This is a genomic window from Enterobacter cloacae complex sp. I1M, assembly GCF_014982425.1.
Classification (GTDB): domain Bacteria; phylum Pseudomonadota; class Gammaproteobacteria; order Enterobacterales; family Enterobacteriaceae; genus Enterobacter; species Enterobacter intestinihominis.
Window position 1 is genome coordinate 17974 of record NZ_JADCLG010000021.1, and the last position, 21328, is coordinate 39301.

The following is a 21328-nucleotide window of genomic DNA, read 5'->3' on the forward strand; positions in this document are numbered from 1 at the left end:
TTTTACAACCACTTAAAGCGCCGGGAAGGTGCAGGGGAGTGTGATCTGACTCACTATATGAAAGCGGTATTATCAATGCAGCGTGCTGAAATGCAGATTTATAGCAGAATAATAATCTGGGGTGGCATTCAAACCCGCATAAAATCACTGTTTTTCAGACCTGGCGCTATAAATGAAAAAAACCATCAAAACATAAGGAAAAGTAATTACGTGCAGGGTGAATGAAATCTCGGTAATCGTGATTATTTATTCAAATAGATAAAGGCCGTCCAGGGCGATTGATCCAGGTCATCGCCGACAGAGGCTAAAAATGGCAGGCTTGTCCCCTTTCTTCGGGACGGTCTATCAGATTATGCAGTTACAGAAATTAGTCAATATGTTTGGTGGGGATCTTTTGCAGCGCTACGGACAAAAGGTTCACAAACTGACGCTGCACGGCGGCTTTAGCTGTCCGAACCGCGATGGCACCATCGGGCGTGGTGGCTGCACCTTCTGTAACGTGGCCTCGTTTGCTGATGAAGCTCAACAGCATAAATCTATCGCTGAACAGCTCGCCCATCAGGCGAGTCTGGTGAACCGCGCGAAGCAATATCTGGCCTATTTCCAGGCCTACACCAGCACGTGGGCGGAGGTGCAGGTGCTGCGTGCTATGTATCAACAGGCGGTTGCTCAAGCGAACATTGTCGGGCTGTGCGTGGGGACGCGTCCGGACTGCGTGCCGGACGCCGTGCTGGATTTACTTAGCGAGTACAAAGAGAAGGGCTACGAGATCTGGCTGGAGCTGGGCTTGCAGACCGCGCACGACAAAACCCTGCACCGTATCAATCGCGGGCATGATTTTGCCTGCTACCAGCGCACCACACGTCTCGCCCGCGAGCGTGGATTAAAAGTCTGCTCGCATCTGATTGTCGGCTTGCCGGGAGAAGGGCAGCAGCATGGTCTTGAAACGCTGGAAAAAGTCGTCGAGACCGGCGTGGACGGCATTAAGCTGCACCCGCTGCATATCGTTACGGGAAGCATTATGGCGAAAGCCTGGGAAGCGGGGCGGTTAAGTGGCATCGAACTCGACGACTATACGGTGACGGCGGGGGAGATGATTCGCCACACGCCGCCGGAGATTGTTTACCACCGCATCTCGGCAAGCGCCCGCCGCCCAACGCTTCTGGCACCGCTCTGGTGTGAGAACCGCTGGACGGGGATGCTGGAAATCGACCGCTATCTACAGGAGAACGGCGTACAGGGGTCGGCGCTTGGCCGCCCGTGGGTTCCACCGCTACCGGCGACGGCCGCCTAACAGACTTCCCAGCATGCCGCGCACTATCTGGTTGGTAATCTGACGCGTCGCGCTTTTTGCCATGGTCTGCACCACGCCATCGCGTTTGCCGCCGCGCGGCCCGGTGCTGCCGAACAGAATATCTTTCAGCCCGCCGAGAATGCCGTCGTCCACGGCTACAGATTGCCCTTTGGCGGCAGGCGCATTCTGCGATTCGGCAGTCGCCTGCACCCCTTTTTGCAGCATCTCGAACGCGGATTCGCGATCCACCTCGTCTTCATACTTCCCGTACACCGGGGAGTGGTTGATCAGGCCGTTGCGTTCATCGTCCGTTACTGGCCCCATGCGCGAGCAGGGCGCAATCACCATCGCGCGCTCGACAACTGTCGGGCTGCCTTTTGCATCGAGGAACGAAATCAGCGCTTCACCGGTGCCCAGCGCCTGAATGGCGGTTTCGGTATCAAAGGCCGGATTGGCACGCATGGTTTGCGCCGCGGCTTTCACCGCTTTCTGATCTTTTGGCGTAAAGGCGCGCAGGGCGTGCTGCACGCGGTTACCCAGTTGCCCCAGTACGTTGTCCGGAATATCCGACGGGTTTTGCGACACAAACCAGACCCCGACGCCTTTGGAGCGGATCAGGCGGATAACCTGTTCAATTTTATCCAGCAGCACCTGCGGCGCGTCGTTAAACAACAGGTGCGCTTCGTCAAAGAAGAACACCAGTTTGGGTTTTTCCAGATCGCCTGCTTCCGGCAGTTGTTCGTAGAGTTCAGAGAGCATCCACAGCAGGCTGGCGGCGTAGAGCTTCGGCATCTGGTAGAGCTTCTCTGCGCTCAGAATGTTGATGATGCCTTTGCCGCTGCTGTCGGTGCGCATCCAGTCTTTGATATCCAGCATTGGCTCGCCGAAGAAATGCTCGGCGCCCTGTTGCTCCAGCGTCAGGAGCCCGCGCTGAATGGCGCCCACCGAGGCGCTGCTGATATTGCCGTACTGGTTCTGGAAGGATTTGGCGTTATCGCCAATGTACTGGGTGATGGCGCGCAGATCTTTGAAGTCGAGCAGCAGTAAGCCCTGATCGTCGGCGATACGGAAGATAATGTTCAGCACCCCGGACTGCACGTCGTTAAGATTAAGCAGACGGGTCAGCAGCAAAGGGCCGAGGTCGGAGACGGTGGCGCGCACCGGATGCCCTTTTTCGCCGAAGATATCCCAGACCACCACTGGATTACCGTGCGGCGTCCAGTCCGTGATGCCGATATTTTTCAGGCGCTCGAGCAGTTTTTCTGACGCCGTGCCTTCCTGAGCCACCCCGGTTAAATCGCCCTTCACGTCAGCCATAAAAACCGGCACGCCAGCCTCGGACAACGACTCAGCCAGCTTTTGCAGGGTGACGGTTTTTCCCGTCCCGGTCGCGCCGGTGATCAGGCCATGACGGTTCGCCATCGCGGGCAGTAAAAACAGCTCTTTTTCCAGCGTCCTGGCGATTAACAATGGTGTACTCATGATGCACGTCCTCTCGTAGTCCTGGGTGGAGTATAGGCAACCTGACGGCAAAACGTCTGCGTAAATTCCTCACTTTGCGGCGCATTATCCAGTGCGGACTATGCTTTTGCATACGGTAAACAAAATTTTGGGAAACTATGTCCAGATTCTTTTTTAACGACCGCAAACAGCTTGTCAACGATGCCATTGAAGGCATACTTCTCTCCGCGCCGCACGGTAATCTCGTCAAACTGGATATCGATCCGGCCATCCGCGTGGTGGCACGCGGCGACTGGGATAAAAGCCGCGTGGCGGTGATCTCCGGTGGCGGCTCCGGCCATGAACCGGCACATGCCGGGTTCGTCGGTAAAGGCATGCTTACCGCAGCGGTGTGTGGCGATTTGTTCGCCTCCCCAAGCGTGGATGCGGTCCTCAATGCCATTGTGGCGGTGACGGGCGATCGTGGCTGCCTGCTGATTGTGAAAAACTACACCGGCGACCGGCTTAACTTTGGCCTGGCAGCGGAAAAAGCCAAACGCTACGGCCTGAAGGTGGAGATGGTTATCGTTGCGGATGATATTGCCCTGCCGGATAACAAGCAGCCGCGTGGTATCGCGGGAACGGCGCTGGTGCATAAGATTGCGGGATATGCGGCAGAGCAGGGGAAATCGCTAAACGACGTGCGGGATATAGCGCAACAGGCCTGCGATAACCTCTGGAGCCTGGGCGTGGCGATGCAAACGTGCAACCTGCCGGGCAGCGATGATGAAGAGGGGCGCATAAAACAAGGCCATGTCGAGCTGGGTTTGGGCATTCACGGCGAGCCGGGAGCTTCCGTCGTGGATACGCAAAACAGCAAAGCCATTATCGACACGCTGGTGACGCCGTTACGCGCGCAGGCGGGTGACGGGCGCTTTGCGGTGCTGATCAACAACCTCGGCGGCGTGTCAGCGCTTGAGATGGCTCTGCTCACCAAAGAGCTGGCGCATTCGGCGCTGAAAGAGAACATAGCGTATCTGATTGGCCCGGCGCCGCTGGTGAGTGCGCTGGATATGAAAGGGTTTTCGCTAACGCTGTTAAAGCTCAGCGATTTCTTCGAGAAGGCGATACACGCCGAGGTCGAGACGCTGGGCTGGCAGAAGCCCGTCGCGTTCGCGCCCCTGCGTACCGTCCCCCATAGCGCCCTTCATGACCGCGTGGAATATACCCCATCGGACAATCCGCAGGTGAGCGAGGCCGTCGCTTCGGTAACGAAGACATTGATCCAGCTGGAAAACCGCCTCAACGCGCTGGATGCCAAAGTAGGCGATGGCGATACGGGCTCCACCTTTGCGCAAGGGGCGCGGGATATTGCGCAGCGACTTGAGGAGAACAACCTGCCCCTTAACGACGTGCCGACATTACTCCTGCTGGTGGGGGAGCGGCTGGCTACGGTAATGGGCGGGTCGAGCGGGGTGCTGATGTCGATCTTCTTCACGGCGGCAGGACAAAAGCTTCACGATGGACAGCCGCTACCAGAAGCATTGTTGAGCGGACTGGCGCAGATGAAGCAGTATGGCGGTGCAGATCTCGGGGATCGCACGCTGATCGACGCCCTGCAACCGGCGCTGGAGGCGTTAAGGGATGGCGATCTGCGGACGGCGGCGCAGGCTGCGCAGCAGGGTGCCGAAGCAACGGCAAAAATGGCGAAAGCCGGCGCGGGACGCTCGTCGTATGTCAATAAAGAGAACCTGGATGGGGTGATGGATCCGGGAGCGGTCGCGGTGGCAGAAGTACTTAACGTATTGGCGCGGCAGTGAAAGTAGGCCGGGTCAGGCGAAGCCGCCACCCGGCAAACTCACATCAGAAATCCGCTTTCAACACCACGCGGTAGCGGGCTTTGCCGTCGCGCACGTGCTGGATCGCTTCGTTGATTTTTGACATAGGATACAGTTCGGTGGTCGGCGCCACTTTTGTGCGTCCGGCAAACTTCATCAGCTTGCGTAACTCATATGGCGTGCCGGTAGCAGATCCGGATACGCTGCGATCGCCGCCGATCAGGGTAAACGCCGGAACCGGCAGCGGCTTCATCACCGCACCCACGGTGTGGAAGTTACCACCGTAGGCCAGGGCCTCAAAGTACGGCTGCCAGTCGAGATCGACGTTGACGGTGTTGATGATCAGGTCAAACTGACCTGCCAGAGCGGTGAGCGCCTCGGGATCGCGACTGTTCACCACTTTATCCGCACCCATCGCCAGCACTTCCTGCTCTTTCGCCGGGTTCGAGCTGAACGCCGTCACTTCACAGCCCATCGCGTGCAGCAGTTTGATGGCAATATGCCCCAGCCCGCCAATACCGATCACGCCCACGCGGCTGGTGGCAGTTACGTGATGCATCAGCAGCGGTTTAAATACGGTGATACCGCCACACAGCAGCGGACCTGCTGATTCAATATCAATGCTGTCCGGCAGCGGGATAACCCATTGCCAGTCGGCGCGTAGTTTATCGGCGAAACCACCCTTGTTCAGGATGGTCGGCGTAGCGCCCTCAAGGCAGTTGATCTGGTTACCGCTAATACAGGCGTCGCAGTGGCCGCAGCTGCGTGCCGTCCAGCCGATACCCACGCGCTGGCCCACTTTCAGCCCTTTGTCCTGCGCGGCGCTGCCGAGCGCAACGACGCGGCCAATGACTTCGTGCCCGGCAACCAGCGGATAGCTGGAAAAGCCCCATTCATTGTCGATCATCGAGAGGTCTGAATGGCAGATCCCGCAGTAATCCACCTGTACTTCGACGTCTTCCGCTTTTAGTTCGCCCGCATCGTACTCGTACAGCTCAAGTTCTGCACCCGCCTGCGGTGCGGCGTAGCTTTTTATCTTCGACATCGCGTTTCCCCTGTTTTGGTGTGAACTGTGAGTGTAGAGCATTCAGTTTACAGACGCTTAACAGAAGACGGCAGGAACAAAACTTACAGACTTTTCAGCATCCTGACTTCGCAGTCCACGTGGCCCGTGCAGCCCAGTGGGGCATCGATATGCTCAAAGCCCAGATGCTCATACAGGCCAATGGCCTCTTTAAGGAAAGCGGTGGTTTCAAGGTAGCAACGTTTAAAGCCCTGTGAGCGTGCATGTTCCAGGGCGACCAGCGCCAGCTTTTTCGCCAGGCCTTGTCCGCGTATCGTTGGCAGGAAATACATTTTCTGGAGTTCACAGATATCCGGCTCGCTGCAGAGCAGGGGGGCAATGCCGCCGCCGCCCACGACCTGGCCGTCCTGCTCGATGACCCAATAGGCATGGCCCGGCTGGCTGTACAGCTGAAAAAGTTCGTCCAGATTGGGATCGGCCACGGTGTAGCCTTTGTCGGCGGTCAGGCCATATTCGGCCGATACCGTGCGGATAACGGCGGCGATAGCCGGGTTGTCCTGCTCAGTGATCCGACGCATTGTCGTCGCGACGGGGGTAATCACGCTCATAGCATTACTCATGACAAAAATTGACACACAACTGCTGTTAATAGCACCGCAGAAAGGGGAGTGCAAGCGAGGAGTTTTCAGGAAGGATACCCCTTACGCCCTGAAGCGTAAGGGGTAAAAGCATTACAGGGCTGCAATAACCGCCTGCTGCTCGATCAGTTTGGTCTTCGCATCGGCGAAGGCAACCAGACGCTCACGCTCTTTGGCGATGACCGCTTCCGGCGCGCGGGCCACAAAGCCCTCGTTCGCCAGTTTGCTTTCGATTTTGCCAATTTCCACGTCGACTTTCGCCACTTCTTTCGCCAGACGAGCCAGCTCAGCGTCTTTGTCGATCAGGCCCGCCATCGGGATCAACAGCTCCGCGCCGTCGATAATTTTGGTCACGGAAACCGGACCTTTATCATCGGCAGGCAGCACGGTGATGCTTTCCAGACGCGCCATGGTTTTCAGGAAGGTGTTGTTCTCGGTGACGCGACGAACGGCAGCTTCGCTGCAACCGCGCAGCAGCAGCTCCAGTGGTTTACCCGGAGCGATGTTCATTTCCGCGCGGATGTTACGTACCGCAACGATCGCCTGTTTCAGCCACTCGGTATCCGCAGACGCGGCTTCATCCACTTTCGCGGCATCGAATGCCGGGAACGGCTGGAGCATGATGGTATCGGCGTTAATACCGGCAATCACCTTCACGCGCTGCCAGATGGTTTCGGTGATGAACGGAATGATCGGGTGCGCAAGGCGCAGCAGACCTTCCAGAACGGTAATCAGCGTATTACGCGTACCGCGCAGCTCTGCCTCAGTGCCGCCGTTCATGACCGGCTTCGCCAGCTCCAGATACCAGTCACAGAACTGGTTCCAGGTGAATTCGTACAGGATGCCTGCCGCGATGTCGAAGCGGTAGCTGTCCAGCGCGTCGCGGAACGCTTTCACCGTCTGGTTAAATTCCGCCAGGATCCAGCGGTCTGCCAGAGACAGGGTCATTTCGCCGCCGTTAAATCCGCAATCCTGATCTTCGGTGTTCATCAGCACGAAGCGGCTGGCGTTCCACAGCTTGTTACAGAAGTTACGGTAACCTTCCAGACGCTTCATATCCCAGTTGATGTCACGACCGGTGGAGGCCAGCGCCGCCAGGGTGAAGCGCAGGGCGTCGGTACCGTGAGATTCGATCCCGTTCGGGAACTGCTTCTCGGTACGCTTGCGGATTTTCTCCGCCAGCTGCGGCTGCATCATGTTGCCGGTACGTTTTTCCAGCAGCTCTTCCAGAGAGATACCATCAACCATGTCCAGCGGGTCGATAACGTTACCCTTGGATTTGGACATCTTCTGGCCTTCGTCGTCGCGGATCAGGCCGGTCATGTAGACGGTATGGAACGGAACCTGCGGCTTGCCATCTTCGTCTTTGATGAAGTGCATGGTCATCATGATCATGCGGGCGATCCAGAAGAAGATGATGTCGAAGCCGGAGACCATCACGCTGGTTGGGTGGAACTGACGCAGCGCGTCGGTGTTTTCCGGCCAGCCGAGGGTCGAGAAGGTCCACAGCGCGGAAGAGAACCAGGTATCCAGCACGTCTTCGTCCTGGCGCAGCGCAACGTCAGCGCCCAGGTTGTTTTCCTGACGCACTTCCTCTTCGGTGCGGCCAACGTAGACGTTGCCTTCATTGTCGTACCACGCCGGGATACGGTGACCCCACCACAGCTGACGGGAGATACACCAGTCCTGAATATCGCGCATCCAGGAGAAGTACATGTTTTCGTACTGCTTCGGCACGAACTGAATGCTGCCGTTCTCAACCGCTTCCACAGCCGGTTTCGCCAGCACGTCGGCACGCACGTACCACTGGTCGGTCAGCATTGGCTCGATAACCACGCCGCCACGGTCGCCGTACGGCACGGTCAGATCGTGAGGTTTAATCTCTTCCAGCAGGCCGAGCGCGTCCACGGCGGCTACGACGGCTTTACGCGCGGCAAAGCGCTCCAGCTTCTGGAACTCAGCCGGGATGTCGCTGGAATAAACGTCGGATTCGTTGCCTTTGGTATCGTACACTTCTGCGCTTTCGCGGATATCGCCGTCGAAGGTCAGAATGTTGATCATCGGAAGTTGATGACGACGACCGACTTCATAGTCGTTAAAGTCGTGCGCCGGGGTAATTTTCACGCAGCCGGTGCCTTTTTCCATGTCGGCGTGTTCGTCGCCCACAATCGGAATACGGCGGTTCACCAGCGGCAGCACCACAAATTTGCCGATCAGATCTTTATAGCGCGGATCTTCCGGGTTAACGGCCACGCCGGTATCGCCCAGCAGGGTTTCCGGACGGGTGGTCGCCACCACCAGGTAATCTTTACCGTCTGCGGTTTTCGCGCCGTCGGCCAGCGGATAGCGGATGTGCCACATGGAGCCTTTAGACTCGCGGTTTTCCACTTCCAGGTCAGAGATGGCGGTACGCAGTTTCGGGTCCCAGTTGACCAGGCGTTTGCCACGGTAAATCAGGTCTTCTTTGTACAGGCGCACGAAGACTTCTTTCACGGCGTTGGACAGGCCTTCGTCCATGGTGAAGCGCTCACGCTCCCAGTCCACGGAGTTGCCGAGACGGCGCATCTGACGGGTAATAGTGCCGCCGGATTCCGCTTTCCACTGCCAGATTTTGTCGATAAACGCGTCGCGACCGTAGTCGTGGCGGGTTTTACCCTCTTCAGCGGCAATTTTACGCTCAACCACCATCTGGGTCGCGATACCCGCGTGGTCAGTCCCCGCCTGCCACAGGGTGTTTTTACCCTGCATACGCTGGTAGCGGATCATGGTATCCATGATGGTCTGCTGGAAAGCATGCCCCATATGCAAACTGCCGGTGACGTTCGGCGGCGGGATCATGATGCAGAAGGACTCTTTGCTTTCGTCGCCGTTAGGCTTGAAATAGCCCTGCTGTTCCCAGTGCTCGTAAAGCGGCTGTTCGATATCGCGTGGGTTATATGTCTTTTCCATTATTTCCAGGTTGCCGTATTCAGGTTAAAACCGGCCAGGCGGTACGCTTTGTAGCGTTCGCGCGCCAGCTGTTTCAAAGATTCTTCGTAAGGGACAAAGTCTACCACTTCTGTGAAAGCGGTGGCAAAATCTGCAAAGTCTGTCCGCAGGCTAATGAGAATGTCGCGCGCGCTGCTGTTGCGTTTTTGCGGCCAGGCAATCTCCACCGGTGCCCCGCCGCGTGGACCTTCGCCCGACAGGTTATGCGGAACAAAACTCTCCGGCGGGCGCGCCCATAGCGCTTCATCCAGACGAATCGCCTGCTGCTCATCTTCACAGGCAATCAGGACGCGTTTACCTGCGCGCCAACGTTCTGCGGCAATTTCACACACCAGTTGTTCAACGGCGCTAAGGCCATCCTGATGGGTGTCATTGTCCAGAAGGTAGAACGTTGCATTCTTCATATATGGGGTTTCTTGTCGTGGATTTAAATGCAAAGCCGGGTGGCGCTACGCTTACCCGGCCTACGGTTGAGTGACGTTGTAGGCCGGGTAAGGCGAAGCCGCTACCCGGCGTTTTTCATCACTCGTCGCCGTTAAAACCCGCGCGATTGAGCAGGAACTGCGACAGCAGCGCCACCGGACGTCCGGTCGCGCCTTTGGCTTTACCGGAGCGCCATGCGGTCCCCGCGATGTCCAGGTGCGCCCAGTTGTACTTGCGGGTGAAGCGCGCCAGGAAGCAGCCTGCGGTAATTGCGCCGCCAGGACGACCACCAATGTTCGCCATATCCGCGAAGTTAGACTCCAGCTGTTCCTGGAACTCGTCCCCCAGCGGCAGACGCCACGCGCGGTCGCCAGCCTGTTCGGACGCGCCGATCAGCTCATGCGCCAGCGGATTGTGGTTCGACATCAGGCCGGTGATGTGATGCCCCAGCGCAATCACGCAGGCGCCGGTCAGGGTAGCTACGTCGATAACCGCTTCAGGTTCGAAACGCTCAACGTAGGTCAGCACGTCGCACAGCACCAGACGGCCTTCGGCGTCGGTGTTCAGCACTTCAACGGTCTGGCCGGACATGGTAGTCAGCACATCACCCGGGCGATAAGCGCGGCCGCCAGGCATGTTTTCGCAGCCCGCCAGCACGCCGATCACGTTGATGGGCAAATGAAGTTCCGCGACCATGCGCATGACGCCGTAAACCGCCGCCGCGCCACACATGTCGTACTTCATCTCATCCATGCCTTCTGAAGGCTTGATGGAGATACCGCCGGAGTCGAAGGTCAGCCCTTTGCCAACGAGCACGATCGGACGCGCGTCTTCAGACGGATTGCCTTTGTATTCGATGACCGACATCAGGGATTCGTTCTGGGAGCCGTTACCGACCGCCAGATAAGAGTGCATCCCCAGCTCTTTCATCTGCTGTTCGCCGATAACGCGGGTGATGACGTTCTTGCTGTAGGCGTCAGCCAGCTGGCGCGCCTGTGACGCCAGGTACGCGGCGTTACAGATGTTTGGCGGCATATTGCCAAGATCTTTTGCCGCTTTAATACCGGCAGCAATCGCCAGACCGTGCTGAATGGCGCGCTCGCCGCTGGTCAGCTCGCGACGGGTCGGCACGTTAAAGACCATTTTACGCAGCGGGCGACGCGGCTCGCTTTTGGTGGTCTTCAACTGGTCAAAGCTGTAGAGACTCTCTTTTGCGGTTTCGACGGCCTGGCGTACTTTCCAGTACGTGTTGCGGCCCTTAACGTGCAGCTCCGTGAGGAAGCAGACGGCTTCCATCGAACCAGTATCATTCAGTGTATTAATGGTTTTCTGAATAACCTGCTTGTACTGGCGCTCATCAAGCTCACGTTCTTTACCGCAGCCAATCAGCAGAATACGCTCGGACAGGACGTTTGGAACGTGGTGCAGCAACAGGGTCTGCCCTGGTTTGCCTTCCAGTTCGCCACGGCGCAGCAGGGCGCTGATATAGCCGTCGCTGATTTTATCGAGTTGCTCGGCGATCGGGGAGAGTCGGCGTGGTTCAAAGACGCCCACAACGATGCAGGCACTCCGCTGTTTCTCCGGGCTACCGCTTTTTACACTGAACTCCATGCACTACGCTCCTGAATCTTAAAGACAACGGCGGCGGCTACGGATAGAATTGAAACCTTTCGTAACTCATGTCCGCCGTTGTGGTGACTTCGTGTTAATCTTACGTTACTACGGTTTCGACACGTCAATAAATGTCATGAAGCGCGAATCCGCCGGGTTTTTTAATCTTAGCGATGATTTCGACGACTCAAGAGAATAAATGACGTTTAAGCCATGAAACAAGCTAAATTCCTGCATAAGACGAGTTTTAACGGGCGTATTTAAAGTGATAATCATAAGATATCTGGTTCGGGAGACGCTGAAGAGCCAACTGGCGATCCTCTTTATCCTCCTTCTGATCTTTTTCTGTCAGAAGCTGGTCAGGATCCTCGGCGCGGCAGTTGATGGCGAAATCCCAACGAATCTGGTGCTTTCCCTGCTCGGGCTTGGCGTGCCGGAAATGGCGCAGCTTATCCTGCCGTTAAGCCTGTTCCTTGGTCTGCTGATGACCCTGGGTAAGCTCTATACCGAAAGTGAAATCACCGTGATGCATGCCTGCGGCCTCAGTAAGGCCGTATTGGTAAAGGCAGCCATGGTGCTGGCGCTGTTTACGGGCATTGTTGCCGCGGTTAACGTCATGTGGGCGGGGCCGACCTCGTCCCGTCATCAGGATGAGGTGCTGGCGGAAGCAAAAGCTAACCCGGGGCTGGCGGCGCTGGCGCAGGGGCAGTTCCAGCAGGCGACCGACGGTAACTCCGTGCTGTTTATCGAAAGCGTCGATGGCAGCCGCTTCAATGACGTGTTTCTTGCTCAACTGCGCCCGAAAGGTAACGCTCGCCCTTCTGTGGTAGTGGCGGACTCCGGTCAGCTGGCGCAGCGTAAAGACGGCTCTCAGGTTGTCACGCTGAACAAAGGAACGCGTTTCGAAGGCACGGCTATGCTGCGTGACTTCCGTATCACCGATTTCCAGAACTACCAGGCCATCATTGGTCACCAGGCCGTCGCGCTCGATCCAACGGATACTGAGCAGATGGATATGCGCACCTTAATGAATACTGATACCGATCGTGCGCGTGCTGAACTGCACTGGCGTATCACGCTGGTATTCACCGTATTTATGATGGCGCTGATGGTAGTGCCGCTGAGCGTGGTGAACCCGCGTCAGGGCCGCGTGCTGTCGATGCTGCCAGCGATGCTGCTGTATCTGGTGTTCTTCCTGCTGCAAACCTCAATCAAGTCTAACGGCGGGAAAGGAAAAATTGACCCGATGATCTGGACCTGGGTCGTGAATGGTTTGTATCTGCTGCTGGCAGTCGGACTCAACTTGTGGGACACGGTGCCTGTGCGTCGTCTTCGTGCCCGGTTTACGCGTAAAGGAGCCATCTAATGCAGGCGTTTGGCGTACTTGACCGCTATATCGGTAAAACAATTTTTACCACCATCATGATGACCCTGTTCATGCTGGTGTCGCTCTCGGGCATTATCAAATTTGTCGACCAGCTGAAAAAAGCCGGGCAGGGGAGTTACGACGCGTTGGGCGCCGGGATGTACACCCTGCTCAGCGTACCAAAAGATGTGCAGATCTTCTTTCCAATGGCGGCCCTGCTGGGTGCGCTGCTGGGCCTGGGGATGCTGGCTCAGCGTAGCGAACTGGTGGTGATGCAGGCATCGGGCTTTACCCGTATGCAGGTTGCGCTGTCGGTGATGAAAACCGCGATCCCGCTGGTGCTGCTGACCATGGCGATCGGCGAATGGGTCGCGCCGCAAGGCGAACAGATGGCGCGTAACTACCGTGCTCAGGCGATGTACGGCGGTTCTCTGCTCTCCACGCAGCAGGGATTATGGGCGAAAGATGGTCAGAACTTCGTCTATATCGAACGCGTGAAAGGGGATGACGAGCTGGGTGGCGTGAGTATCTATGCTTTCAATAACGATCGTCGTTTGCAGTCAGTGCGTTATGCCGCCTCTGCTAAATTTGATGCAAACAACAAGCTGTGGCGGTTATCCCAGGTTGATGAATCTGACCTGACTAACCCGAAACAGATCACCGGTTCGCAGACCGTTAGCGGTACCTGGAAAACCGACCTGACGCCGGACAAGCTCGGCGTCGTGGCGCTTGACCCCGATGCGCTCTCCATCAGCGGTCTGCATAACTACGTGAAGTATCTGAAATCGAGCGGGCAGGATGCGGGGCGTTACCAGCTCAACATGTGGAGCAAAATCTTCCAGCCGCTGTCCGTGGCGGTGATGATGCTGATGGCGCTGTCGTTCATCTTTGGACCGCTACGTAGCGTGCCGATGGGGGTTCGCGTGGTAACCGGTATCAGCTTTGGTTTCGTGTTCTATGTCCTCGATCAGATTTTTGGTCCGCTGACGCTGGTGTATGGCATTCCGCCAATTATCGGCGCGCTGTTGCCGAGCGCCAGTTTCTTCCTGATCAGCCTCTGGATGCTGCTAAAACGCTCCTGATAAACCTTCTTCCTCGCTCCCGCTTGCCCGGGGGCGAGGCTAATCTCCTGTTTCACCCCGCACTTTTTCTCACAACCTTCAACGCCTCGCCGTGAATTTGAGTATTATTGAGCGATAAAGTCGTGAAGGGATCCTCTATGAAGCAAATTCGAATGCTGGCCCAGTACTACGTCGACCTGATGATGAAGCTCGGGCTGGTGCGTTTTTCCATGCTGCTGGCGCTGGCGCTGGTCGTTCTGGCCATCGTCGTGCAAATGGCCGTGACCATGGTTCTGCATGGTCAGGTCGAGAGCATCGACGTGATCCGCTCTATTTTCTTTGGCCTGCTGATCACCCCATGGGCGGTCTATTTCCTCTCCGTGGTGGTTGAGCAGCTGGAAGAGTCCCGACAGCGTTTATCGAAACTGGTGGATAAGCTGGAAGAGATGCGCGAGCGCGATCTTAAACTCAACGTTCAGCTCAAGGACAACATTGCCCAGCTGAATCAGGAAATTTCAGACCGTGAGAAGGCGGAAGCCGAGCGTCAGACCACGCTGGAGCAGCTGAAAATTGAGATGAAAGAGCGTGAGGTCACGCAGATCCAGCTTGAACAGCAATCCTCTTTCCTGCGCTCGTTCCTCGATGCGTCGCCGGATCTGGTGTTCTACCGTAATGAAGATAAAGAGTTCTCCGGCTGTAACCGGGCCATGGAATTGTTGACCGGGAAAAGCGAAAAGCAGCTGATACACCTGAAACCTCAGGATGTCTATTCCGAAGAGGCGGCGGCAAAAGTGATGGAGACGGATGAAAAGGTGTTCCGTCATAACGTCTCGTTGACCTATGAGCAGTGGCTGGACTACCCCGACGGGCGCAAGGCCTGCTTTGAAATCCGCAAAGTGCCTTATTACGACCGGGTGGGTAAACGTCATGGTCTGATGGGCTTTGGCCGTGATATCACCGAGCGTAAGCGATATCAGGATGCGCTGGAGCGCGCCAGTCGTGACAAGACCACCTTCATCTCCACCATCAGCCATGAGCTTCGTACGCCGCTAAACGGTATCGTGGGGCTGAGCCGTATTCTGCTGGATACCGACTTGACCAGCGAGCAGGAAAAATACCTCAAAACGATCCACGTTTCGGCGGTCACGCTGGGCAATATCTTCAATGATATTATCGACATGGATAAGATGGAGCGCCGTAAGGTTCAGCTCGACAACCAGCCGGTTGATTTTACCGGCTTCCTCGCGGACCTGGAGAACCTGTCAGGTTTGCAGGCCCAGCAGAAAGGACTGAGCTTCGTGATGGAACCGACGCTGCCGCTGCCGCATAAAGTGGTGACGGACGGCACGCGTCTGCGTCAGATCCTGTGGAATCTCATTAGCAACGCCGTGAAGTTTACCCAGAAGGGACAGGTTGCGGTGCGCATTCGCTATGATGAGGGGGACATGCTGCACTTTGAAGTTGAGGACTCGGGTATCGGCATTCCTCAGGATGAGCAGGATAAGATCTTCGCCATGTATTATCAGGTTAAAGACAGCCACGGTGGTAAACCGGCGACCGGCACGGGCATTGGCCTGGCGGTGTCGAAACGTCTGGCGAAAAGTATGGGTGGGGATATCACCGTTGCCAGCCAGCCGGGTAAAGGCTCTACCTTTACGCTTACCGTCCACGCCCCTGCTGTTGCTGAAGAAGTGGAAGATACGTTTGAGAACGACGATATGCCGCTTCCAGCCCTGCACGTCCTGCTGGTTGAAGATATTGAGCTGAACGTCATTGTCGCCCGGTCGGTACTGGAAAAACTCGGTAACAGCGTGGATGTCGCGATGACCGGCAAAGCCGCGCTGGAGATGTTCACGCCGGGCGAGTACGACCTGGTGCTGCTCGATATTCAGCTACCGGACATGACCGGGCTGGATATCTCCCGCGAGCTGACGCGCAAATATGCTCCTGACGAGCTGCCGCCGCTGGTTGCGTTGACCGCAAACGTGCTGAAAGATAAAAAAGAGTACCTCGAGGCCGGTATGGACGATGTGCTCAGCAAGCCGCTGGCAGTACCTGCCCTGACGGCGATGATCAAGAAGTTCTGGGATACCTGTGATGAAGAGGAGAGCACCATGACGTCTGTTGATAGCGCCAAAACCCAAACGATACTGGATACCGCCATGCTGGAGCAGTATATCGATCTGGTGGGACCCAAACTGATCACCGATGGCCTGGCCGTGTTCGAAAAAATGATGCCGGGCTATCTGAACGTGCTCGAATCCAACCTGACGGCGCGTGACCAGAAGGGCATCGTCGAAGAGGGACATAAAATCAAAGGCGCAGCTGGTTCAGTCGGGTTACGCCATCTCCAGCAACTGGGCCAACAGATTCAGTCGCCTGATTTACCTGCCTGGGAAGATAACGTAGGTGATTGGGTTGAAGAGATGAAACAAGAGTGGCAAAACGATGTGGCAGTGCTGAAAGCCTGGGTAGAATCCCGAAAAAAATGACCCCGGCTATACCGGGGTGCGCGAATACTGCGCCAACACCAGGGAAATCGTGGCTGCGCCTGATTTTTATGGGTTGTTTTCGCATGGACGCCGCCTGAAAATTAAGGCCGCACGCAGATAAGATAGCAAATCTTAAACAGTTTGTTACATGAATCAGTGAAATGTGTGAAGCATAGCGTTTTAATCAGAATTTTTAATGTGCTTCAGCGAGTTGCATAGAAGGATCGTCAGAATGAAGAAAGTGGGTGTCGTGCTGAGCGGATGTGGCGTTTACGATGGTTCAGAGATACATGAAACCGTATTAACGCTGCTGGCATTATCGCGCCAGGGGGCCGACGTTATCTGCTTCGCTCCGGATAAAACGCAGGCAGACGTGGTTAATCATCTTACCGGCGAGCCAATGGCGGAAAGCCGTAACGTGCTGATTGAAGCGGCACGTATTGTGCGCGGGGATATTCATCCGCTGGTACAGGCCGATGCGGCTGAGCTAGATGCGCTCATCGTGCCGGGCGGCTTTGGCGCGGCGAAAAACCTGAGCACGTTTGCAACGCAAGGCGCGGCGTGCCATGTCGATCCCGATTTGAAAGCGCTATCGCTGGCGATGCATGCGGCAGGTAAGCCGCAGGGCTTTATCTGCATTGCGCCAGCCATGCTGCCGAAGATTTTTGATTTCCCGCTGCGGCTCACGATCGGAACCGACATTGATACTGCTGAAATTGTCGAAGATATGGGCGGCGAACACGTGCCATGTCCGGTAGACGACATTGTGGTGGATGAGGACAATAAAATCGTCACCACACCGGCGTATATGCTGGCGCAGAACATTGCCGAGGCTGCTGCAGGCATTGAAAAGCTGGTGGACAGAGTGCTGGTTCTTACCGAATGAGTCGTAAATTATCCCCTGGCGGGTGGTTAAAACGGATCCTGCTGCGTATTGTGCTGGTCCTGGCCGTTTTTTGGGGCGGAGGCATTGCGCTGTTCAGCATCCTGCCCGTCCCGTTCTCGTCCGTGATGGCAGAGCGGCAGATTAGCGCCTGGCTCTCGGGTGATTTTGGCTATGTTGCCCACTCAGACTGGGTCGGCATGGATGAAATCTCCCCGTGGATGGGGCTGGCGGTCATTGCGGCAGAAGATCAGAAATTCCCGGAGCACTGGGGTTTTGACGTGGCGGCTATCGAGAAGGCGCTGGATCATAATGAACGTCATGAAAACCGCGTCCGCGGTGCGTCGACGCTTTCTCAGCAGACGGTAAAAAATCTGTTCTTATGGGACGGTCGCAGCTGGGTGAGAAAAGGGCTGGAGGCCGGGCTGACGCTGGGCGTCGAGACGGTGTGGAGCAAAAAACGCATTTTGACCGTCTACCTGAATATCGCGGAGTTTGGTGACGGCGTGTTTGGCGTCGAATCGGCATCGCAGCGCTATTTTGGCAAGCCCGCCAGCAGGCTGACTATGTCCGAAGCGGCACTGCTTGCCGCCGTGCTGCCGAACCCGCTGCGTTTTAAGGCCAGCGCGCCGTCAGGCTACGTGCGAAGCCGCCAGGCGTGGATTATGCGCCAGATGCGTCAGCTGGGTGGGGAAGGGTTTATGGAGCGAAATAATCTTATGTAAAGCGGGTAAGCGCAGCGCTACCCGCCGACGTGGCGAACGTTAATCTTCGTCAAACCCGGCGTTAAACAGGGCAATCACTGCCGCCAGCGCTTCTTCTTCCTGCGGGCCGGTGGCTTCAACTTCAATCTGGCGGCCTTTGGCAGAATCCAGCATCAGCAGCGCAATCACGCTGTTGGCTTCTGCCTCGGTTCCCTCATCGTTGCGCAGCAGCACCTCAGCATCAAAACCCTGCATCAGTTCAAACAGCTTCATCGCCGGGCGCGCATGCATGCCCAGCTTATTGGTGATTTCGACGGTCTGTTTTACGGTCATGTTTTGCGTTTTTCCAGCGTGCGATGACGGGACTGAACGTTCTTCCCGCGTGAGCGGAAGTAATCGGCCAGCTGTTCGGCAATGTAGACCGAACGATGTTTACCGCCGGTACAGCCAATCGCCACCGTCAGGTAGCTACGATTGTTTGTCTCCAGCATAGGTAACCATAGCTCAAGGTAGCTTCGCGTCTGGTAGATAAAATTGTGTACTTCTGTGTGTCGGTCGAGGAACGCCGCCACCGGCTTATCCAGACCGGTCATCGGACGCAGTTTCGGATCCCAGTGTGGGTTCGGCAGGAAACGCACATCAAAAACGTAATCCGCATCGATAGGGATACCGTGCTTAAAGCCGAAGGATTCAAACACCATCGTCAGTTCGCGCTCGCGCTTGCCGAGTAAGCGAGTACGCAGCATTTCCGCCAGCTCGTGGACGGACATTTCTGAAGTGTCGACAATCAGGTCGGCCCGGGAACGCAGCGGCTCAAGCAGATCGCTCTCTTTATCGATGGCGCTTTCCAGCGAAAGATTTTTACTCGAGAGCGGGTGCAAACGACGTGTATCGCTGTAACGGCGGATCAGCGTGTTGCGGTCAGCATCCAGGAACAAGAGCTGAGGCGAGAAGCACTCCGGCAGGCTGTTCATTGCCTGCTCGAAGATTTCCGGCGATTCCGGCATGTTACGCACGTCAATACTGACGGCGGCAGAGATTTGCCTGTCCGCCAGCGTCCGCGCCAGATCGGGTAACAGCACTACCGGCAGGTTATCTACGCAGTAAAATCCCATGTCTTCCAGCGCGCGCAGGGCCACGGACTTCCCGGACCCCGAACGACCGCTGACGATCATCAGCACCATGTTCCGTTTCTCCTCAGGGAAGCCGTTCTGAAGGCCCTTTCCCGATTATGCCTCATCCTGATTGCCTTCTGCTTCAGTGATAATTTGATAAAGCTCTTCATCACTTTGAGCTGAGCGCAGTCGACGACAAATGGTTTTATCCGCCAGACGTTTGGCAACCAGCGACAGCGTGTGCAGGTGGGTTTTGGTCTGATCGGCAGGAACCAGCAGCGCGAAGAGCAGATCCACAGGCTGGTTATCGATGGCGTCAAAAGCGATAGGCGTTTCCAGTTGCACAAACACCCCCACGGCACGCAGCGTATCTTCTTCCAGCTTGCCATGCGGGATCGCAATGCCATTGCCGATGCCGGTACTGCCCATTTTTTCACGGGTCAGAATGGCTTCAAACACGATCTGCGGCGGCAGACCCAGCTGTTTTGCGGCCAGCTCACTGATGATTTCCAGCGCACGTTTTTTGCTCTGGCAGTGAACGCCACTGCGGGTACAATCCTGGTTAAGGACATTGCTCAGTTGAAGAGCGGAATCGTTGTTTATCATAATTTCACCTAAGCGCTAACTGTACAAATGGCCTGTTGTGCTTCACAACAGGCCGTCCTGCACCCGTTAACTGCCCGGACAATTAGTGTTGTTTCAGTTTATCTTTATGTTTATTGAGCTGTCTCGCAAGCTTATCAATCAAGCCGTCGATAGCCGCGTACATGTCTTGCCCTTCCGCACTGGCATGAAGTTCCCCTCCGTTGACGTGCAGGGTCGCATCCGAGATATGCGTCACTTTCTCCACTTTCAACACAACATAGACCTGGTTGATCCTCTCGAAATACTGCTCGAGTTTCGCGAACTTAGCGTTTACAAAATCGCGTAAAGCCTCAGTAATTTCGACGTTATGTCCGGTGATATTGAGCTGCATAGTGTCTTCCTTATCGGTTGTGTCAAACCAGTTGTTTACGCTGGTTAGACGGCGGAATGGATAAAGACTCTCGATACTTCGCGACAGTACGGCGTGCCACCATAATACCCTGATCGGACAGCATGGTGGTTAACTTACTGTCACTGAGTGGCTTCGCGGGGTTCTCCGCGGCGATCAACTTCTTCACCAGTGCGCGAATAGCTGTTGACGAGGCTTCGCCGCCGCCTTCGGTGTTCACGTGGCTGGAGAAGAAATACTTAAGCTCAAAAATACCGCGTGGGCTGTGCAGATACTTCTGCGTGGTCACGCGGGAAATGGTTGATTCATGCATCTCGACGGCCTGGGCGATGTCCGCCAGCACCATCGGTTTCATAAATTCTTCGCCCTGCTCAAAGAATGCCTGCTGCTGTTCGACAATACAGCGGCTGACGCGCAGCAGCGTGTCATTACGGCTTTCCAGACTCTTAATCAACCAGCGTGCTTCCTGAAGGTTGCTGCGAATGTATTGATTATCAGCGTCGTTACGGGCGCTGGTGCACATGGAGGCGTATTGCTGGTTGATTTGCAGGCGAGGAATGCTGTCGGCGTTCAGTTCAACGACCCAGCGGCCATTGTGTTTTCTCACCAGCACATCAGGAATAACGTATTCCGGTTCGCTGGTCTGGATCGATTGCCCCGGACGCGGATCGAGTGACTGGATCAGATTCACCGCTTCCTTCAGCACCTCTTCTTTGAGGCGCGTAACGCGCATCAGGGTGCGGAAGTCGTGATTTGCCAGCAAATCCAGATGCTCGCTGATGATGAGCCGGGCTTCGTCAATCCACGGTGTCTCTTTGGCAAACTGCGAAAGCTGGATCAGAAGGCAGTCGCGCAGATCTTTCGCGGCGACGCCAATCGGGTCGAAACGCTGAACGCGTTTCAGGACGGCTTCGATCTCTTCCAGTTCAATCTCGTCATCGCCGATGCTTTCCAGAATCTCGTCCAGCGTCACGGTCAAATAGCCCGTGTCGTCAACGGCATCGACAATCGAGGTGGCAATGGCGCGATCGGTATCGGAGAAAGGCGTCAGCTCCACCTGCCACATCAGGTAGTCCTGAAGCGACTGGGTAGTTTCGCCCTGGTAGACCGGGAGTTCATCGTCCTGGTAATCTGCACGCGTCCCGGAAGGGGTACCCGCGGTGTAGATTTCATCCCAGCTGGCATCCAGCGGCAGTTCCTCCGGCATCTCTTTCTGTTCGAGCGCATCTACGGAGTCGAGCGTTTCTGTGTCCTGCGTCTGCTGGGCGTCTACCTCGTCATGAAGATCGGTTTGCTCCAGCAGCGGATTGCTGTCCAGCGCCTGCTGGAGCTCCTGCTGGAGTTCTAACGTGGACAGCTGCAACAGACGGATTGCCTGCTGGAGCTGCGGCGTCATGGCCAGTTGCTGGCTGAGCCGTAATTGCAAACCTTGCTTCATGTTCAGAGCGTTTTTCTCC

Annotated in this window: 18 protein-coding genes; 7 read left to right on the top strand and 11 right to left on the bottom strand. The window is 56.2% G+C overall.

Annotated features, from left to right (window positions below; all coding sequences use genetic code 11):
• The first annotated feature begins 352 nt into the window (after window positions 1-352).
• Entirely contained in the window at window positions 353-1294 is a 942-nt protein-coding gene (locus INF86_RS13125) for a TIGR01212 family radical SAM protein (protein WP_096147825.1), read from the top strand.
• On the opposite strand, the gene INF86_RS13130 is transcribed toward INF86_RS13125, so the two are convergent.
• Window positions 1274-2776 (bottom strand): helicase HerA-like C-terminal domain-containing protein, encoded by a 1503-nt coding sequence (locus tag INF86_RS13130; RefSeq protein ID WP_193543601.1) that lies wholly within the window; start codon window positions 2774-2776, stop codon window positions 1274-1276. The genes INF86_RS13125 and INF86_RS13130 overlap by 21 nt on opposite strands.
• A 137-nt stretch (window positions 2777-2913) precedes the next feature.
• On the opposite strand from INF86_RS13130, the gene INF86_RS13135 reads away from it, so the two are divergent.
• Window positions 2914-4554: a dihydroxyacetone kinase subunit DhaK gene (locus INF86_RS13135; RefSeq protein WP_038416798.1), complete on the top strand. Its 1641-nt coding sequence runs from the start codon at window positions 2914-2916 to the stop codon at window positions 4552-4554.
• 43 nt (window positions 4555-4597) lie between these two features.
• Here INF86_RS13135 and INF86_RS13140 read toward each other — a convergent pair whose 3' ends face one another.
• The 5 genes from INF86_RS13140 to pepA form a co-directional block, all read right to left on the bottom strand.
• Window positions 4598-5617 (bottom strand): NAD(P)-dependent alcohol dehydrogenase, encoded by a 1020-nt coding sequence (locus INF86_RS13140; protein WP_022649538.1) that lies wholly within the window; start codon window positions 5615-5617, stop codon window positions 4598-4600.
• Window positions 5618-5700: 83 nt separating this feature from the next.
• Window positions 5701-6204: a GNAT family N-acetyltransferase gene (locus INF86_RS13145; RefSeq protein ID WP_003861887.1), complete on the bottom strand. Its 504-nt coding sequence runs from the start codon at window positions 6202-6204 to the stop codon at window positions 5701-5703.
• A gap of 123 nt (window positions 6205-6327) precedes the next feature.
• Window positions 6328-9183: a valine--tRNA ligase gene (locus INF86_RS13150; protein ID WP_063150255.1), complete on the bottom strand. Its 2856-nt coding sequence runs from the start codon at window positions 9181-9183 to the stop codon at window positions 6328-6330.
• Window positions 9183-9626 carry a DNA polymerase III subunit chi gene (gene holC / locus INF86_RS13155; RefSeq protein WP_003861884.1) on the bottom strand — a complete coding sequence of 148 codons (444 nt, stop codon included), beginning with the start codon at window positions 9624-9626 and terminating at the stop codon, window positions 9183-9185. Before holC ends, INF86_RS13150 begins: the two co-directional genes overlap by 1 nt.
• Before the next feature lie 118 nt (window positions 9627-9744).
• On the bottom strand, window positions 9745-11256 hold the full coding sequence (gene pepA, locus INF86_RS13160) for a leucyl aminopeptidase (RefSeq protein WP_193543602.1): 1512 nt from the start codon (window positions 11254-11256) through the stop codon (window positions 9745-9747).
• 265 nt (window positions 11257-11521) lie between these two features.
• Between pepA and lptF the strand changes: the two genes are divergently transcribed.
• From lptF to mtgA, 5 genes are all read left to right on the top strand, one after another.
• Window positions 11522-12622 (top strand): LPS export ABC transporter permease LptF, encoded by a 1101-nt coding sequence (gene lptF / locus INF86_RS13165; protein ID WP_023307066.1) that lies wholly within the window; start codon window positions 11522-11524, stop codon window positions 12620-12622.
• Entirely contained in the window at window positions 12622-13704 is a 1083-nt protein-coding gene (lptG, locus tag INF86_RS13170) for an LPS export ABC transporter permease LptG (protein ID WP_022649534.1), read from the top strand. Before lptF ends, lptG begins: the two co-directional genes overlap by 1 nt.
• Window positions 13705-13841: 137 nt before the next feature.
• Window positions 13842-16175: an aerobic respiration two-component sensor histidine kinase ArcB gene (gene arcB / locus INF86_RS13175; RefSeq protein WP_032626426.1), complete on the top strand. Its 2334-nt coding sequence runs from the start codon at window positions 13842-13844 to the stop codon at window positions 16173-16175.
• A 232-nt stretch (window positions 16176-16407) separates the two neighbouring features.
• Window positions 16408-17061 (top strand): isoprenoid biosynthesis glyoxalase ElbB, encoded by a 654-nt coding sequence (gene elbB, locus INF86_RS13180; RefSeq protein ID WP_022649532.1) that lies wholly within the window; start codon window positions 16408-16410, stop codon window positions 17059-17061.
• The gene (gene mtgA / locus INF86_RS13185; RefSeq protein ID WP_193543603.1) at window positions 17058-17783 is read left to right on the top strand and encodes a monofunctional biosynthetic peptidoglycan transglycosylase; all 726 of its coding nucleotides are present in this window, start codon (window positions 17058-17060) and stop codon (window positions 17781-17783) included. The genes elbB and mtgA overlap by 4 nt, the downstream gene beginning before the upstream one ends.
• A gap of 39 nt (window positions 17784-17822) precedes the next feature.
• Here the strand turns inward: mtgA and npr are convergent, their stop codons facing one another.
• The 5 genes from npr to rpoN all read right to left on the bottom strand — a co-directional run bounded on the left by npr (window position 17823) and on the right by rpoN (window position 21309).
• Window positions 17823-18095, bottom strand: a complete 273-nt coding sequence (npr, locus tag INF86_RS13190) for a PTS phosphocarrier protein NPr (RefSeq protein ID WP_003861872.1) — start codon at window positions 18093-18095, stop codon at window positions 17823-17825.
• Window positions 18092-18946, bottom strand: a complete 855-nt coding sequence (gene rapZ, locus INF86_RS13195) for an RNase adapter RapZ (RefSeq protein ID WP_003861870.1) — start codon at window positions 18944-18946, stop codon at window positions 18092-18094. Before rapZ ends, npr begins: the two co-directional genes overlap by 4 nt.
• A 45-nt stretch (window positions 18947-18991) precedes the next feature.
• Window positions 18992-19483 carry a PTS IIA-like nitrogen regulatory protein PtsN gene (gene ptsN / locus INF86_RS13200; protein ID WP_003861869.1) on the bottom strand — a complete coding sequence of 164 codons (492 nt, stop codon included), beginning with the start codon at window positions 19481-19483 and terminating at the stop codon, window positions 18992-18994.
• An 82-nt stretch (window positions 19484-19565) separates the two neighbouring features.
• Complete coding sequence (hpf, locus tag INF86_RS13205; RefSeq protein WP_014171818.1) at window positions 19566-19853, bottom strand: ribosome hibernation promoting factor; 288 nt, start codon at window positions 19851-19853, stop codon at window positions 19566-19568.
• A 22-nt stretch (window positions 19854-19875) separates the two neighbouring features.
• Entirely contained in the window at window positions 19876-21309 is a 1434-nt protein-coding gene (gene rpoN / locus INF86_RS13210) for an RNA polymerase factor sigma-54 (protein ID WP_022649530.1), read from the bottom strand.
• Between the last annotated feature and the right edge of the window lie 19 nt (window positions 21310-21328).